Origin of the sequence: Nonomuraea basaltis (assembly GCF_005893125.1) — a bacterium.
GTDB classification, from domain to species: Bacteria; Actinomycetota; Actinomycetes; order Streptosporangiales; family Streptosporangiaceae; genus Nonomuraea; species Nonomuraea basaltis.
Map to the genome: position 1 here is coordinate 1 of NZ_VCJS01000020.1, position 15360 is coordinate 15360.

At 71.7% G+C, this 15360-nt stretch carries 18 protein-coding genes; 9 read left to right on the top strand and 9 right to left on the bottom strand.

Annotated features, from left to right (window positions below; genetic code table 11):
• Together pfkB and EJK15_RS12025 are read right to left on the bottom strand one after the other, a co-directional pair.
• The coding region (pfkB, locus tag EJK15_RS12020) for a 1-phosphofructokinase (RefSeq protein WP_138710471.1) at positions 1-952 on the bottom strand (952 nt) is incomplete at its 3' end.
• The gene (locus tag EJK15_RS12025; RefSeq protein WP_138710472.1) at positions 949-1710 is read right to left on the bottom strand and encodes a DeoR/GlpR family DNA-binding transcription regulator; all 762 of its coding nucleotides are present in this window, start codon (positions 1708-1710) and stop codon (positions 949-951) included. The genes pfkB and EJK15_RS12025, both read right to left, overlap by 4 nt.
• Positions 1711-1812: 102 nt before the next feature.
• Here EJK15_RS12025 and EJK15_RS12030 point away from each other — a divergent pair, with 102 nt between their 5' ends.
• The 7 genes from EJK15_RS12030 to EJK15_RS12060 all read left to right on the top strand — a co-directional run bounded on the left by EJK15_RS12030 (position 1813) and on the right by EJK15_RS12060 (position 8048).
• Positions 1813-2673 carry a D-alanyl-D-alanine carboxypeptidase family protein gene (locus tag EJK15_RS12030; protein WP_138710473.1) on the top strand — a complete coding sequence of 287 codons (861 nt, stop codon included), beginning with the start codon at positions 1813-1815 and terminating at the stop codon, positions 2671-2673.
• Positions 2674-2755: 82 nt separating this feature from the next.
• The gene (locus EJK15_RS12035) at positions 2756-3313 is read left to right on the top strand and encodes a PadR family transcriptional regulator (RefSeq protein WP_138710474.1); all 558 of its coding nucleotides are present in this window, start codon (positions 2756-2758) and stop codon (positions 3311-3313) included.
• Complete coding sequence (locus EJK15_RS12040) at positions 3310-4218, top strand: CPBP family intramembrane glutamic endopeptidase (RefSeq protein WP_171074252.1); 909 nt, start codon at positions 3310-3312, stop codon at positions 4216-4218. The genes EJK15_RS12035 and EJK15_RS12040 overlap by 4 nt, the downstream gene beginning before the upstream one ends.
• A gap of 101 nt (positions 4219-4319) precedes the next feature.
• On the top strand, positions 4320-5435 hold the full coding sequence (locus EJK15_RS70455) for an RICIN domain-containing protein (RefSeq protein ID WP_206060804.1): 1116 nt from the start codon (positions 4320-4322) through the stop codon (positions 5433-5435).
• Positions 5436-5586: 151 nt separating this feature from the next.
• The gene (locus EJK15_RS12050; RefSeq protein ID WP_138710477.1) at positions 5587-6366 is read left to right on the top strand and encodes a class I SAM-dependent methyltransferase; all 780 of its coding nucleotides are present in this window, start codon (positions 5587-5589) and stop codon (positions 6364-6366) included.
• Between the two features lie 223 nt (positions 6367-6589).
• On the top strand, positions 6590-7405 hold the full coding sequence (locus EJK15_RS12055; protein WP_138710478.1) for a DUF899 domain-containing protein: 816 nt from the start codon (positions 6590-6592) through the stop codon (positions 7403-7405).
• Between the two features lie 154 nt (positions 7406-7559).
• Positions 7560-8048 carry a hypothetical protein gene (locus tag EJK15_RS12060; protein ID WP_138710479.1) on the top strand — a complete coding sequence of 163 codons (489 nt, stop codon included), beginning with the start codon at positions 7560-7562 and terminating at the stop codon, positions 8046-8048.
• A gap of 66 nt (positions 8049-8114) precedes the next feature.
• Here EJK15_RS12060 and EJK15_RS12065 read toward each other — a convergent pair whose 3' ends face one another.
• From EJK15_RS12065 to def, 5 genes are all read right to left on the bottom strand, one after another.
• Positions 8115-8483, bottom strand: coding sequence for an MmcQ/YjbR family DNA-binding protein (locus tag EJK15_RS12065; RefSeq protein WP_138710480.1), 369 nt, complete (start codon positions 8481-8483; stop codon positions 8115-8117).
• Between the two features lie 22 nt (positions 8484-8505).
• Complete coding sequence (locus EJK15_RS12070; RefSeq protein WP_138710481.1) at positions 8506-8922, bottom strand: CBS domain-containing protein; 417 nt, start codon at positions 8920-8922, stop codon at positions 8506-8508.
• 65 nt (positions 8923-8987) lie between these two features.
• Complete coding sequence (locus EJK15_RS12075; RefSeq protein ID WP_138710482.1) at positions 8988-10475, bottom strand: pyridoxal phosphate-dependent decarboxylase family protein; 1488 nt, start codon at positions 10473-10475, stop codon at positions 8988-8990.
• The gene (locus EJK15_RS12080) at positions 10468-11088 is read right to left on the bottom strand and encodes a helix-turn-helix domain-containing protein (protein WP_240776919.1); all 621 of its coding nucleotides are present in this window, start codon (positions 11086-11088) and stop codon (positions 10468-10470) included. The genes EJK15_RS12075 and EJK15_RS12080 overlap by 8 nt, the downstream gene beginning before the upstream one ends.
• Positions 11089-11095: 7 nt before the next feature.
• Positions 11096-11653: a peptide deformylase gene (def, locus tag EJK15_RS12085; protein ID WP_240776920.1), complete on the bottom strand. Its 558-nt coding sequence runs from the start codon at positions 11651-11653 to the stop codon at positions 11096-11098.
• Between the two features lie 121 nt (positions 11654-11774).
• Between def and EJK15_RS12090 the strand changes: the two genes are divergently transcribed.
• On the top strand, positions 11775-12569 hold the full coding sequence (locus tag EJK15_RS12090) for a class I SAM-dependent methyltransferase (RefSeq protein ID WP_138710484.1): 795 nt from the start codon (positions 11775-11777) through the stop codon (positions 12567-12569).
• Between the two features lie 82 nt (positions 12570-12651).
• On the opposite strand, the gene EJK15_RS12095 is transcribed toward EJK15_RS12090, so the two are convergent.
• Entirely contained in the window at positions 12652-13167 is a 516-nt protein-coding gene (locus tag EJK15_RS12095; protein WP_138710485.1) for a hypothetical protein, read from the bottom strand.
• Positions 13168-13296: 129 nt separating this feature from the next.
• Positions 13297-14226 carry a hypothetical protein gene (locus EJK15_RS12100; RefSeq protein WP_138710486.1) on the bottom strand — a complete coding sequence of 310 codons (930 nt, stop codon included), beginning with the start codon at positions 14224-14226 and terminating at the stop codon, positions 13297-13299.
• Positions 14227-14356: 130 nt separating this feature from the next.
• On the opposite strand from EJK15_RS12100, the gene EJK15_RS12105 reads away from it, so the two are divergent.
• On the top strand, positions 14357-15343 hold the full coding sequence (locus EJK15_RS12105) for a GNAT family N-acetyltransferase (protein WP_138710487.1): 987 nt from the start codon (positions 14357-14359) through the stop codon (positions 15341-15343).
• The last annotated feature ends 17 nt before the right edge of the window (positions 15344-15360 follow it).

A 15360-nucleotide genomic window follows, 5' to 3' on the forward strand; every position in this document is an offset into this window, starting at 1 on the left:
CGATGGGGGACACGAGGAGGCGGGCAGGATCGGGAGGATGGACGGAGACGGCGCCGGGGCCGATGTCGTCGGGGCCCGGCATCCGGCTGCCGGGCAAACGCACAGCGGCGGCGCCCCAGGCCAGCGCCCGCGCCAGCGCGTCCGGGCCGCGCCCGCCGCCGGCCAGGAACCCGGCCAGCATGGCGTCGCCCGCGCCGACGGAGCTGCGCGGCTCCGTCGCCGGCGCCTCGCCGTACCAGATGCCGTCCTCCTCGACGAGTACGGCGCCGTCGGCGCCCAGGCTGGCCAGCACCGTGCGCGCGCCCGCGGCCCGCAGCTTGCCCGCGGCCTCCACCACGTCGCCCAGCCGGCGGATGGGCACGCCGGTGGCCGCCGCGAGCTCCTCCAGATTGGGCTTGACCAGGGTGGGGGCCGCGGCGAGCGCGCAGGCGAGCGCCGGCCCGCTGGTGTCGACGGCGACGTGGATCCCGGCCTCCGCGAACCTGCGGCACAGCCGGGCGTAGACGTCGGCGGGGACCTCGGGCGGCAGGCTGCCCGAGGCGACCACCCAGTCCGCCCCCTGCTCGCCGGAGTGCGCGGCGGCCAGCACGGCCTCGGCGATCGTGTCGAGCTCGGCCGCCGACAGCGCCGTGCCCGGCTCGTTGATCTTGGTGACGGTGCCGTCGGGCTCGGCCAGCGTGACGTTCGACCTGGTCGCGCCCGCCACCGGCACGGTGACCATGTCGAGCCCTTCGGCGGCGAGCAGGCGGACGAGCTGCCTGCCCTCGTCCCCGCCGAACGGCACCACCGCGCGCGAGGCGACCCCGTTGGCGAGCAGTGCGCGCGAGACGTTCACGCCCTTGCCGCCCGGGTCGAGATGGGCGGCCGCGGCGCGGATGACCGCGCCCCTGTCCAGCGCGCCGATCTCGATCGTGCGGTCGAGGCTCGGGTTGAGCGTCAGGGTGAGGATCATGCCCTGATCACCTCCGGCCCCGCCGCCGCCACGTCGGCGGCAAGTGCGGCGTCGAGCCCGGTGTCGCTGATCACCACGTCGATCTCGCTCAGCTCGGCGAACGTGGCCAGGTACGTGTTGAAGAACTTCGTGTGGTCGGCCAGCAGCACGCTGCGCTGCGCGGCCTTGACCATGGCCCGCTTGATCGCCGCCTCCGCGGGGTCCGGCGTGGTCAGGCCCCTGGCCGGCGAGCAGCCGTTGGTGCCCATGAACGCCACGTCCACGTTGAGGTGGGCCAGCGGGCGCAGCGCCCAGTCGTCGACCGTGGCGAGGGTCTTGCCGCGCAGCCGGCCGCCCAGCACGATCACGTGCAGGTTGGCGCGGGCGGCCAGGACCGTGGCCAGCGGCGGCGAGTTCACCACGACCGTGAGCTCCCGGTCCGCGGGCAGCACCTGGACCAGCCGCCCCGTCGTGGTGCCCGCGTCGATGATCACCGACCCGTCCTCGGGCAACTCGGCGAGCGCGGCCTTGGCGATGCGCTCCTTCTCGCCCGTCATCACCTCGTCGCGGGCGGCCAGCGCGGGCTCGAACCCCAGCCGCTCCACGGGGATCGCGCCCCCGTGGACCCGGCGCAGCACGCCCGCCCGCTCCAGCGACGTAAGGTCGCGGCGGATCGTCTCGGTGGTGACGTCGAGCTCGGCGGCCAGCGTCACCACGTCGACGCGGCCCGCGGACCGCGCCCTCCGCAGGATCTCCTGCTGCCGCTCCTCGGCGTACATGATGTTGATTCACCGCCGTTTCCGTTTGGTTTCTTCTGTGTTTATACCCGCTTTCGTTGGCGGGTCAAGAGTATGCCGCCCGAATCTGGTAGTTATAGGCGAATGCGAATGAAGCCCCTGGCCGCCGCGGCGGCGGTCGTGCCCCTCGTCGTCGGACTCGCCGTGCCCGTCCAGGCGGCCGCCAAGCCGCCGCGTGTGCCGGCGGGGACCACGGCGGCGTGGGTGGTGTTCGACCGGCAGGCGGGCAAGTTCGTGGCCGCGCGGAACGCGCACCGCAAGTACCGCTCGGCGTCGGTCATCAAGATCCTGATCGCGATCGACTACCTCGAGCGGCGCAAGAGCGTGCCCGCGGCCGACGCGAAGCTGCTGAAGGTCATGCTGCGCTCCAGCGACGACGACGCGGCGTCGGCGTTCTGGGACCGGGGCGGCAAGGGGCGGATCGTCGTCAGGATGGCCCGCAAACTCGGCCTCGCCGACACCGCGCCGCCGCCCGCGTCCAGACCCGGCTTCTGGGGCTACAGCTCGCTCAGTGCGTACGACATCGTCCGCACGTACCGCTACCTGCTGGACACCGCCGACGCCCAGGTCAGGGACACGATCCTGGGCCACCTGCGGCGATCCACGCCGTGCGGCACCGACGGCTTCGACCAGACCTTCGGCATCCCGGACGCGATCCCCAGGCCGTGGGCGGTCAAGCAGGGCTGGTCGGGGTTCGGCACGACGCCGCCGATCCGGTGCGATGCCAGGGCGGTGGCCGCGCCCATCTCGTGGATCGCCCAGCACGCCACCGGCTCGGGCGTGCCCGACTACGGCCGTCCGGTGCTGTACACGACGGGCCTGGTGGGCAAGGGCGAGCGGTACGTCATGGCGATGCTGACGGCCCAGCCGGCGGGCAGCACGTGGAGCGCCTCCGTCAAGCGCATCACCGCGCTGACCAGGGGTCTTTACCGCAGCGTGTCTTAGGTGCTCCGGCTCTGTGCGACCCGCGCCTTGCCGTCGGTGTCTTCTATCTGTTAGATATATCTGCCAGATAGGAGGCTCTTCGATGGCACGACGAGATCAGACGGAGATGGCGGTCCTGGGGGCGCTGAGCATCCAGCCGATGACGGCCTATGCCCTGCGCGAGGCCATCAGGGAAGTGCTCGGCCACTTCTGGAGCGAGAGCTTCGGCCAGATCTACCCCACGCTCAACGCCCTGGAGAAGGAGGGGCACGTCCAGCGCCAGGAGGGCCCGCGCGCCGGATCGTCGATCTTCCAGCTCACCGGCTCCGGCCTGGCCCGCCTGCGCGACCTGCTGAACGAACCGATCAAGGCCGTGCCGCCGCGCAACGGGCTCCTGCTGCGCCTGTTCTTCGGCCGGCAGCTCGGCGTCAGCCGCTGCCGGGAGCTGCTCCAGGAGGCCAAGGCCGACGCCGAGCGGCGGCTGGCCGAGTACGACGCGCTGGTGCGCACGGTCTCCGAGGAGGACCGCGGCTCCCCCCACCTGCCCTACACCCTCATGACCGTCTCCGCCGGCCGGCACGGCGCCGAGGCGGCCATCGCCTGGGCCGAGGAGGCCCTGGCATTGCTCGACACCCTTCCCGAGAACGGAGACTCCCCGTGACCGCCGTCATCCCGGCCCCGCCCGCCGCAGGCCCCTCGCGCCTGCGCACCCGCGTCAACTTCGCCGTCTTCGCCGCCGTCGCCGCGGGCGGCGGCTGGCTGTTCGCCGCCCTGGACCGGGCCACCGGCCAGCTGGCCGGCGCCGCCGACACGACCTCCGCCAGCGGCAGCACACCGGGGCAGGGGCTGTGGCTGCTGGTCCCGGCGCTGACGGCGCTCGGCCTCCACTTCCTCAGCCGGGACGGCGCCGGGCCGCTGGGCCTGACGTTACGGTTCCCAGGCCGCGCCCGCTGGTTCGCCTTCGCGGTCGCGCTCTTCCCGGCCGCGGTCGCCCTGTGCGTGGCGCTCGCGGCTGCCACCGGTGCCGCGACGTTCTCCCTCGCGCCCGCCCAGGGCGAGCCCGCCCTGTTCGAGGCGTTCGCCACCGCGCTGGGGTTCCTGCTGATCAAGAATGTGCTGGAGGAGTTCATCTTCCGCGGGTACGCCACCCGCACCGCCGTGGCGCTCGGCCTGCCCGGCATCGCGCCGCACGCACTCGTCGGCGTGCTGTGGGGGCTGTGGCACCTGCCGCTCTACCTGGTGTGGATGCGCCCGGCCGACTTCGCCGCCACCACGAGCCTGCCCTGGTCGTGGTACCTGCCGACGTTCTTCGCCGGCATGGTGGCCCTGGCCGTCCTGTACGGCGTGATGCGGGTGCGTACCGGCTCCATCTGGCCCGGCGTGGCCCTGCACACGGTGAGCAACGCGCTCGCGACGCCGCTCCTGCTCAACGGCCACCTGCGCCTCGACGGCCACGCTGACGCGTGGTTCGGGATCGCGCCCAACTCGATCGCCTCGATGCTGATCTTCGGGGGTCTCGGACTCTGTCTCTACCGCCGCTCCTCGTCGCCGGTCAAAGAAGCTTAAAGAAACTTTACTAATAGTTGGAAGGCGTGTGATACTCGCCCACCAGAATCCCCGAGAAAGAGGATCACATGCGCCGACGAGAGATCATCATCGTCTTAGGAATGATCGCGGCCCTGGCCCCCGCAGTCCCGGCGGCCGCGGCCGAACCCCCCGTGACGCTGGTCGGCCAGGCCTCCATGCGGTGCCTGACCGTCCAGGGCGCCAGCATCGAACGCGGCGCCAAGGCCATCGTGTGGGACTGCAACGGCAAGACCAACCAGGAGTGGACCTACACCGACGCCCAGGAACTGCGCGTCTACAGCGGCGGCGACGTCAAATGCCTGGACGTCCAGGGCCGCGGCACCGCGCCCGGGACTGCCGTGCAGACCTGGACCTGCACGGGGGCGACCAACCAGAAGTGGGCGCTCAATGCCAACGGGACGATCTCCAGCAGCCACTCGGGCCTGTGCCTGGACGTCACCGGCGGCGGCGCCGGCCCGAACGGCACCGAGGTGAAGATCCAGACCTGCACGACCGGGGCTGAGCAGAAGTGGGCCCGGCCCGCGGCCGATCTTCCCGCCGGCGTCTTCTTCCAGGACACCGGGACTGTGACCGGCTGGAACAACTTCCCGCAGAAACCGCAGAAGCAGGGCGTGCTGCGCACGGTCGGCAGCCCCGCGTACAAGGGGACCACCGCCATCGAGGCCCGGCAGACCTACGTCAACGAGGGCGGGGGATACCATTCCGAGACCGTCCAGCACGGCGCCCAGGCCGTGGGCGAGGACCGTTACTACGGCCAGGCCGTCTACCTGCCGCCCACCTGGCGGTTCCACAACCAGAACGTCACCTTCCAACAGTGGTCGCCCGAGGACCCCGAGGGCCCCTGGGAGTTGATGTACGTCCAGAACGACGAGCTCAGAATCGGCGGTTCGGGCGGTTTCTCGGCCACCCTCGCGAAAATCACGAACCTCCGGGGAACGTGGATCAGGATCGTCACCCGCCTCAAGCTCCACGCCACCTCGGGCGCCTTCGAGGTCTGGGTCAACGGGCAGAAGGTGTGGAGCAGGACCGGGGTCGCGGTGCTGCCCAAGACGTCGCAGACCATCCGGTGGTCGTCGGGCATCTACTGCACCGGCTGGCGTGAGGGCACGCCGAGCGGCCAGAGCGTGCTGTCGATCTACCACGATCACGCCAGGATCGCCTCTTCCTACGCGCTGGCCGAACCCGCCAACTGGTGACGCCCGGGCGCGGCGTGGTCGCGGGCCATTCTGAGGATGATCGACGTTGGCCGCGGTCGGACGTGCCCGGCGGCTGTAGGATCCGCGACTTGGCACGTGAGGGACCTGTGGGGCCCAGGACAGGTACTTGCGGCACACATAAGATGATCGCGTGGAACAGGATGACCGGCTAGTTCTCAGCTCGTCGTTCGGTGCAGCAGCGGCCGCTTACGCCGAGCACCGCCCGGACTACGCGCAGGCCGCGGTGTGCTGGGCGCTTGAGCCCGCGCCCGGGCAGCGGGTGCTCGACCTCGGCGCCGGTACCGGCAAGCTGACCGCGACGCTGGACGCGGTGGGCGTCGGCGTCGTTGCGGTCGAGCCCGACCCGGCGATGCTGGCCGAGCTGCGCCGCGCGCTGCCGGCTGTCCGTGCCCTGCCGGGTAGCGCCGAGGCGATACCGCTGCCGGACGGGTCCGTCGATGCCGTGCTGGCCGGCAACGCCATGCACTGGTTCGACATGGCCGTCGCGGGACCCGAGATAGCCAGGGTCCTCGCACCCGGCGGCATCCTGGCCGGCCTGTGGAACGTCCTCGACGACCGGGTCGACTGGGTTGCCGGACTCGCGCGGGTCAGCGGGAGCGCGGCTGTCGGCCCACGCGACACGCCCACCGGCTGGCGCGCCGAGACGGCCGGCATGCACCTTCCCAAGACGGGCGTGGCCGCCCGGTTCGGCTCGTCGGAGCAGGCGGAGTTCCCGCACGGGCAGCGCCGCACCGCCGACTCCCTCGTCGAGACACTCGCGACGAGGGCGGGGATGCTGGTCATGCCCGAACAGGAACGAGAGGCCACGCTTGGTCAGGTCCGCGCCTACCTCGCGAGCCGACCTGAGACCGCCGACGGCGAGTTCACCCTCCCGATGCTGACCTGCGTGCTGCGCGTCCGGCGGCTGTGAAAGTCATCGACCGTCCGATATCCGTGTATGCGAGTCGCGGTTCGTCGACGAGCAGCACGGCGTCAGAGCGCGCCTGTGAACGTGCCGGCCCGACGTGGTCGGTGCCGGCCCGGCCGGGGGCGTCCCCGGCGCGATGAGTTCCGGCCGGGTCGTGAGTCTGTTCTGATGACCGTCGTAGGAAGTCGTACGTCGCTGCCCGGTACGAGACACCACGGAGGACACCATGACGACCACGCCGAATGACCCGACCACCGCGCTGCCCGGCCGCCCGCCCGTCGTTGACCTGGCCACCTGGCAGGCCGCCCGTGACGAGCTTCTGGTCCGCGAGAAGGCCCACACCCGCGAGGGCGACGCCATCGCCGCGGCCCGCCGCCGGCTGCCGATGGTGGAGCTCGACGGGACGGTCGAGGTCGTCGGACCCGACGGCCCGGTCCCGTTCCTGGACCTGTTCCAGGGCCGCGACGAGCTCGTGGTCTACAAGCACATGTGGTACGACGGCGCGCCGCACCAGGGGCAGTGCGAGGGCTGCACCACCACGGCCTGGCACCTGAAGGACGCCGTCTACCTCAACGCCCGCGGCGTCTCGTTCGCCATTCTGACCACGGGCCCGTGGGACGAGGTGGCCTCCTACGTCGAGTTCATGGGCTACACCCAGCCCTGGTACTCGGTGCGCGACGTGGACGCGCCGGTCGGCGGCAGCATGGGTTCCATCACCTGCTTCCTGCGCGACGGCGACCGCGTGTTCCTCACCTACTCCACGACGGGCCGTGGCAACGAGCCGATCAACGGGTCCCTGGGCCTGCTCGACATGACGCCCTACGGCCGCCGCGAGGCGTGGGAGGACAACCCCGAGGGCTGGCCCGAGGCGCCTCAGGCCGGCTCGCCGGTCGGTGGGCATGGCTCGCCGATCTGCTGGTACTGGCGCTCGGACGCCGACGGCGTCGCCACCTGGGGCCCGACCAGCCGCCCCGTACCGCAGTGGACCCGCCCCGGCGCAACCCCCGTGGAGACCCTCGGCCGGCACGGCCACCACCACTGACGCGTCCTCGTCGACGGCGTCGGCCAAAGGTGTTGGGCGCCGGGCGGAACCTCCAGACGATGCGAACGCCGCCCCGCGGCTTCTTCGTTCCGTCACAACCTGCCGAGCTGTCCGGTCTGAGGGTGCAATGACCGACAACGGGAAGGAGTGCATCATGGCTCTCCTCCACACGGTGGGGGTATCGGTCGGCTGCGTCCTTGCCCTCGCACCGGCCCTGCTGCCCTCCGCACGTCCCACCAGGAGGTGGCCGCACGTCGTCATGGCGCTCGGCATGGCGGCCGGGCATCTGGGCGGCTTGTTCCTCTCCGTCGCGGTGCTCGCGCTGCTGACCGCCGGCTGGCTCTGCGGCTCCCCCTCCCGCCGCGCGGAGACCGGTCATCACATCCAGGACTTCGTGGTCATGCCCATCCTCTTGGTGCTGACGGCGCTCAGCGGACCCCCTCTCGCCGGCGCTCCGTCCGGGCACCCGCATGGAGGCGGTTCGCTGGCCGCAGTGGCCCTGGTCATCGGGCTGGCCTGGACCTGCGCTCGGCTCATCCGCGTTCTGCCCGAGCGGGGCGGGAATCGAAGGGTGCTCGGCCAGGATCTGTGCTCGGCCGGAATGGCGGCGAGCATGGCCTTCATGGCCGCGTTGTCGCTCTGATGGGGTCAGAGCCACGGCGCCAAAGGACAGCGCTCCTACGCCTGGGCCCCGGCGTTCCGGCCGCCGTCAGGGGCCGCCGAGAAGGGCTCGCTCGGCGGCGAGCTGCTGCTCCACGCGCACCTTCTTCGGCACGCACATCCGCCACGCCTCCAGCACCAGCTCGCGCATCTCCTCTGCGTCAAGGGCGGCCATGCGCGCCACCACCCAGTTGAAGCGCAGGTCGGACTCCCTCGGCATGAGGAACTTGTCCGGCTCGGCCGCCACCAGCGCCTCGCGCTCCTCCTTCGGGAACCCGAAGCCCATGAGCGTCTCGTCGCGCGAGAACGCCACGTACACGATCTTGCCTACGCGGAACTTGACGCGGTCCCGGATCAGGTGCTCCGACGAGCGGGGGAGCGTGCGCGCGAACTGGCGTACATCGTCGACTGTGACCACACGGCCACGTTACTGCTCGCCTCTACCGGTTGCCTTCCGCGGCCGAGATGTCGGCGAGCGCCGAGTTCGGGTCGCGCTCGAGCGCGAGGTCGCCGAGGCTGACGATGCCGACGGCACGGCCGTCCTCGACCACCGGCAGGCGGCGTACGGCGTGCGAGCGCATGAGCTGGACGGCCTGGTCGATGCTGGTGTCGGGCCCGACGGCCTCCACGGCCGGGCTGCACGCCTCCCGGATCGGCGTCTGCGGGTCCTTGTCGTCGGCCACCACGCGCACCGCGATGTCGCGGTCGGTGATGATGCCCTGCATGCGCCCGTTGTCGTTGACGATCACGGCGCCGGCGTCGTTCTCGCGCATGAGCGCGGCCGCGACGGACACCGGCTGGTCGGCCTCGACCGTCGCCGGGTGCGAAGTCATGACATCAGCTACGGTTTTCGCCATGGGAAGCCTCCTGTAGGTCGGTCGGTCGAGCCGACCCCCTACCCGGGCGAATGAGCGATTCACGCTCACGGCTGGACGGTCTTGGCCGCCAGGCGGATCTCGTCGAGCAGGACGGCCAGGTCCCGTTCGGTGGTGTCCGGATGCAGGAAGCAGGCCCGCAGCGCCTCGCGGCCGCCCAGCCGGGTGCCGGTGAGGAACGCGTTCCCGCGCGCCTGCACCGCGCCCGGGATCGCCCGGTTGAGCGCGTCCAGCCCGTCACGGCTTTCCTGGCGGTACCGGAAGGCGGTGATCGACGTGGTGACGGGGGCGAGCAGCTCGAAGTCGGCGGCCTCCTCGACCATGGCGGCGAGTGTGCGGGCCAGCCCGGTCGTGTGGTTCACCAGGCGGGCGACGCCCGATCGGCCCAGGTGCGACAGGGTGGCCCAGGTTTTCAGCGCGCGGAACGGGCGGGTCTGCTCGGGCCCGTACTCGGCGAACCAGCCCAGGTCGCCCGCGTTGTCGTCGATCAGGTACGACGGCACCAGGCTGAACGCGGCCCGCGCGGCGGCCGGGTCGCGCAGCAGCGCGCAGCCGCAGCCCACCGGCACGCCGAGCCACTTGTGCGGGTCCAGGGCCAGGGAGTCGGCCCGGTCCAGGCCCGCGTAGTGCGGTGCGGCGCCGCCGGCCAGGACGCCGAGCGCGCCGTACGCGCCGTCCACGTGGAACCAGAGCCCGTGCTCGGCGGCCACGTCGGCGATCTCGCCGAGCGGATCGACGGCGCCGGAGTTGACGGTGCCCGCGCTGCCCGCCACGCAGAACGGCCGCAGCCCCGCCTCGAGGTCCTCGGCGATCATGCTGCGGAGCGCGCGCACGTCCATCCGGTACGCGCCGTCCACCGGCACCGTGCGCACGTGCCGCGTCCCCAGGCCGAGCAGGTGGGCGGCCTTGTGCAGGCAGCTGTGGCCCTCCTCGGTGACGTACAAGACCATGGGCGGCCGTCCGGACAGCCCCTCCTCGCGAGCGTCCCAGCCGTCGGCGAGCGCGGCCCGCTGGCGGGCGGCGGCCAGGCAGATCACCGTGGCCATGGACGCGCCGCTGGTCAGCAGCCCGCCGCCGGGCGGATGCGGGAACCCGACCAGCTCGGCCAGCCACCGCACCACCCCCCGCTCCAGGTGCGGTCCGGCGTGGTCGCCGCCGGCGCAGCTCGGGTTGAGCGCGGCGGCCAGCGGCTCGACGAGGACGCCGGCCGGGTTGGGCGGCGAGTTCACCCAGCCGAAGAAGCGGGGGTGCCCGTTGCCCATCGGGTGCGGCAGCACGTGCGTGCGGGCGTCCTCGAGCAGCTCGTCGAGCGCACGCCCGGTCTCGGGCATGTCCTGGCCGTTCAGCCAGTCCCGCTCCTCGCCCGGCACCGGCTGCCACACCGGCCGGTCGCCGACGCCGGCGAGATGCTCGACCATGATCGCGGCCGCCTTCGCGCCGGCCGCGCGCAGATCATCGCCGTACGAGCCGTCCCCGTTTGCCTCGGCCACGGACAGGCTGTCCCCGTTTGGTCCGGACGCGCACAGCTCATCCATCTCGCGATTCCTTCCGTGGTTCGTGCTGCCCGACCCCGCCCAGCTCCATCGCCAGGTAGTAGACGCAGTCGGTGGCGCCGTCGTTGGCGAAGGCGTGGCGGCAGTCGCCCGGGTAGTAGGCCGAGTCCCCGGCGCCCAGCTCGTACGGCCTGCCGTCGATGGTCAGCCGCAGGCTGCCGTGCTCGACGGCGAGGTATTCCCGCGACCCCGGCGCGTGCGGCATGAACTCGCCCGCGTCCACGCCCGGCCCGATGGTCGTCCGCATGAACTCGAACTCCACGTCCCCGAGCACCGGCGACAGCACCCGCCGCTCCCAGCCCGACGGGTCGCGCAGCACCCGCTGCTCGGCGTGGCGCAGCACCCGCATCGCGCCGTGCGCGGGCTCGTCGAGCAGCCGGGCGATCGACGTGCCGAGCGCCGTGGCCAGCCGGTCGAGCACCAGCACGGTCGGCGTCTTGGCACCCCGCTCCACCTCGGAGACCATGCTCCGGCTGATGCCGCTCAGCTCGGCCAGCCGCTCGATGGACAGCCCCCGCGCCCGCCGTTCGGTACGGATCCGCTGCCCCAGCTCGCCCATCGACAGGCCGCTGGACAGGATCCCTTCGCCTGTCATTCCTCCACTATAGCGGTGAAATATCTGCGATAGTGGAATGTGCCTCTTGGTACGCGGCCAGCACCTGCTTGCGGCGCTTGGCGGGCAGGCGATCGATGTACAGGTAGCCGTCGAGGTGATCGGTCTCGTGCTGCAGGCAGCGTGCCAGCAGCCCGGTGCCCTCGACCGTGACCGGATCGCCGGCCGCGTCGAACCCGTGCACGATGGCGTGGTCGGGCCGGGGGAGCGGCGCGTACTGGCCGGGGACCGACAAGCAGCCCTCGTCATCGGCGTCGAGGCGGCGCTCGCCGACCTCGGGCAGCTCCAGAGCCGGATTGACGACGACGCCCTTGTGGTGCTCGCCGTCGGCGTCCGGGCAGTCGTAGACGAACACGCGCAGCGGCACGCCGATCTGGTTGGCGGCCAGGCCCACGCCCTCCGCCGCGTACATGCTCGCGAACATGTCCTCCACCAGCGCCACCAGCTCGCCGTCGAACCGGGTGACCGGCTCGCACGGGTGATGCAGCACGGGGTCGCCCACGTGCACGATCGGCCGGACCTCTCCCACGACCAACGCCTTCCTCAAAGTCGTGAACCTTGCGCACAAGTCTACGAGCGAATTGATCTCATATGTCAAGACATTTCTTCTTAAATGATGAGACTCAGGCTAGGGTCATCGGCATCGGAACAAACGAGGGAGTTCGCCGATGGACGCCGTCTACACGCATGGCCACCACGAGTCCGTGCTGCGCTCGCACCGCTGGCGCACCGCCGGGAACTCGGCCGCCTACCTGCTGCCCCACCTGAAGCCGCACATGAAGGTCCTCGACGTGGGCAGCGGCCCCGGCACGATCACCGCCGACCTCGCGGCCCTGACCGGGCACGTGACGGCGTCCGAGGTCACCGAGGACGCGCTCGGCCTGGCCAGGGCCGAGGTGGCCGCCAGAGGGCTGGGCAACGTGGAGTTCGCCGTCGCCGACGTCCACGCGCTGCCGTACCCCGATGACACGTTCTGCGTCGTGCACGCCCACCAGGTGCTGCAGCACGTCGGCGACCCGGTGCGGGCGCTGCGCGAGATGCGCAGGGTGACCAGGCCCACCGGGTACGTGGCGGTGCGGGACAGCGACTACGCCGCGTTCGCCTGGTATCCGCGGCTGCCGGAGCTGGACGAGTGGATGGCGCTCTACCAGAAGATCGCGCGGGGCAACGGCGGCGAGCCGGACGCCGGGCGGCGGCTGCTGTCGTGGGCCAGGGCCGCGGGCTTCCAGGACGTGACCGCCACCTCATCGACCTGGTGCTTCGCCACGCCGGAGGACCGCTCCTGGTGGGGCGGCATGTGGGCCGAGCGGATCCTGCGCTCGGCCATGGCCGAGCAGGCTCTGGCGATCGGCGCCGCCACGGAGGGCGACCTGCGACGGATCTCGGAGGGCTGGCTGGAGTGGGCGGCGGCCGAGGACGGCTGGCTGTCCATCCTGCACGGCGAGATCCTCTGCCGCGTCTAAGGGCCTCGCGTCCGCGTCCTTCGCCGCGGCTCAGGGCTCACAGCACAAGGGGCTCAGCGTTACAGCCCAGGGGCCCAAGGGGCTACAGCCCCAGAGTCCGGGCCCGCTGCCACTGCGGGTCTCGGTAGAGGACCATGTCGGTGCCGAGCATCTCGTCGGGTGCCGACAGCATGGTGATCTCACCCGCGACCTGCAACTGCAGCAGCAGGTCGCGCACCCGCGGCCCGACCGGCAGCCGGCCCGTGGGCAGCCCGAGACCGGCGCGGACCGTGTCGGCGATCTCCGACAGGTGGAACGGCCCGTCGAAGCCGGACACGATTCCGCGTACCACGGTCATCGTGATCAGGTGCTCGGCCTCGGCGTAGGCGAGCTGCCAGGTGATCTGCTCCTTGCGCCGCCCGGTCCCCGCGCACGCCGTGCAGTCGCGCGCCACGTCGGGCGCCACCTGCTCCAGCGCGGAGCCTAGGCAGACCGAGCACAGGTTGTTCTCGGCGGCGTGCAGCTCGGCCGTCATGCGGCCGACCAGGACGACGCCGCACTCACAGGCGAACGCCTCACCCATGATGCCGGTCTGTGGGGAGATCGTATGCTTCGTCACCGAGCCGACTCTACCGGGACAAGCTCGCGAGCCGCGGCGCCTTCACGCCGCGACGCGCCCGACGGCCGCTCACGCCGGCACGCGCCCCACCCGCTCACGCTGGGATGCGACCGCCGGTTGAGGAGCGCCTCATGTGCGCAGGTCCGTCAAGCCGCGCAGCCGCCGCAGTGCCTTGCGGGCCGCGGCGGCGACGCGTTCGTCCGGATGGTGGTCGATGAACACCCGCAGCACCGGCCCCGTCCACGGGTGATCCCCGAAGGCCAGGATCGCGATGGTGCCCGCCTGCTCGTCCGAGTTCATCCCCATGGCGATGGACTTGATCACCTCGCCCGCCTCGTCCCCGAACTCCAGCAGCGCCGCCGCCATGTCCACCAGCACCCAGCCGATCTCCTCGGGCACCGGCTGCCGGTCCTGGCGGCCGGTCCTGGCCGCGATCACCGCGCCCAGCTTGGGCTCCTCCAGCAGCCTGGACAGAGCCAGCCGGCCCTCCTCGCCGAAGTCCGACCACAGCAGCTCCACGCCGACCGCCCGGCTCAGCGGGCTCACCGTGCCCAGCACCGAGGCGATCTCCGTCACCGCCGCGTCGGCGTCCCGGCCCTTCAGCCAGCCGGCCAGCTCCTCGCCTCGCTCGGACTCGGGATAGGACCGCAGGCCGTGCAGCAGCCCCGCGGCGTCGCTCTCCGCGAGCGAGCCCATGACCGGGATGTCCTGTCCGGTGGTGTCCGCGATGATCTGCCGCGCCACCCAGAGGCCGAGCCAGCTCAGCGTGTACGGCTCCGCCTGGCGTACCAGCCCGAGGCCCGACAGCGTCTCCGGGACGTCGCCCTTGAGCGGCTCCCGCGACAGGAACAACCTGATCAGCTCCAGCAGCAGGCCCTCGTCGGCGGCCAGCCGCTCGCGGCAGTGATCCGCCCAGGCGGTCAGCACCTCCGCGTCGTCGCCCGCAGGTTTCAGCTCTTCGGCGAGCGGGGCGGCGCGTACGGCCGCGGCGAGCGTGGCCTCGTCGGGCAGCCGGATCGGTGGCTGCAGAGGCAGCGTGTCGTCGTCGTAGGACATCACGAGCCCATCCTGTCGCGATATTTCAGTTAGAGTGCCCTCCGACGCCGAAAAGTCGGAAGAAAGGAGGCGCTGAGATGTTCCGCACTACCCCGGGCGCTCACCGCGCCCGCTTCTACTTCTCGGAGGAATCGTGCATTTCCGTCCCGCGGTCGAGGCCGACCTAGACCGCCTGCTCGGCTGCGTCGTCGACGAGTCCATCAGCTGGGCCCACCCCGACCGCCTCCTGTCGTTCCTGGAGAGCGGCAACTACCGCTACGACCACATCTGGCTTGCTCTCGCCGAGGACGGCGAGGAGATTCTGGCCCGCGCCGTCTGGTGGGGCTTCCCCGGCGGCAAGCCGCTCGCGATGGACTGCCTGTACGTCCATCCGTCCGCCGACGACCGCGTCGACCTGGCCGCCGGGTTGCTGGACCACGCCCACGCCGCCTTCGGGCAGCGGCCCGCGTACCACGTGTTCGTGTCCAACGGCTGGCGTGACAACCCGAAGGCCGCGGCGGCCATCGCCTGGCGGTGGGAGGCCGCCGGCCGGGCCGGGCTGACCGAGGAGCTGGAGCGCCTGCGTTACGAGTGGACGGCGGACGAGCCCGTGCCCGAGTCGCCGGACCGCCTCGTCTTCCACGGGGATGACGACGACGAGGCGTTCGTGGCCGCGTTCCGGCGGGTGGCCGAGGGCACGCTCGACTACTCCACGCGGCAGGCCCTCGTCACCATGGATCCGGAGGCGCAGGCGCGCGAGGACGTCAACGACTACAAGTCCATGCCGGGGGACCGGTCGTGGTGGCGGCTGGCGTACGCGAAGGACGGGGACCTGGTCGGGGTCGCGCTGCCGTCGGCCAACAACGGCGGGCCCGTGGTCGGCTACCTCGGCGTGGTGCCCGAGCACCGCGGCCACGGGTACGTCGACGACCTGCTCGCCGAGATCACCCGCTTCCACGCCGAACGGGGCGTGCAGCGGATCGCGGCCGACACGGACATGGGGAACGCGCCGATGGCCAGGGCGTTCGAACGGGCCGGGTACCGCAATTTCGCCATCCGGCTCGTCCTGTCGGCCAAACCTGAGATCGCGGCCGAGCCCGCGGAGCCAGCGGAGGTCGAGAATCCCGTGAACGCGGGATAGCGCGCGGGCCGTCGTAC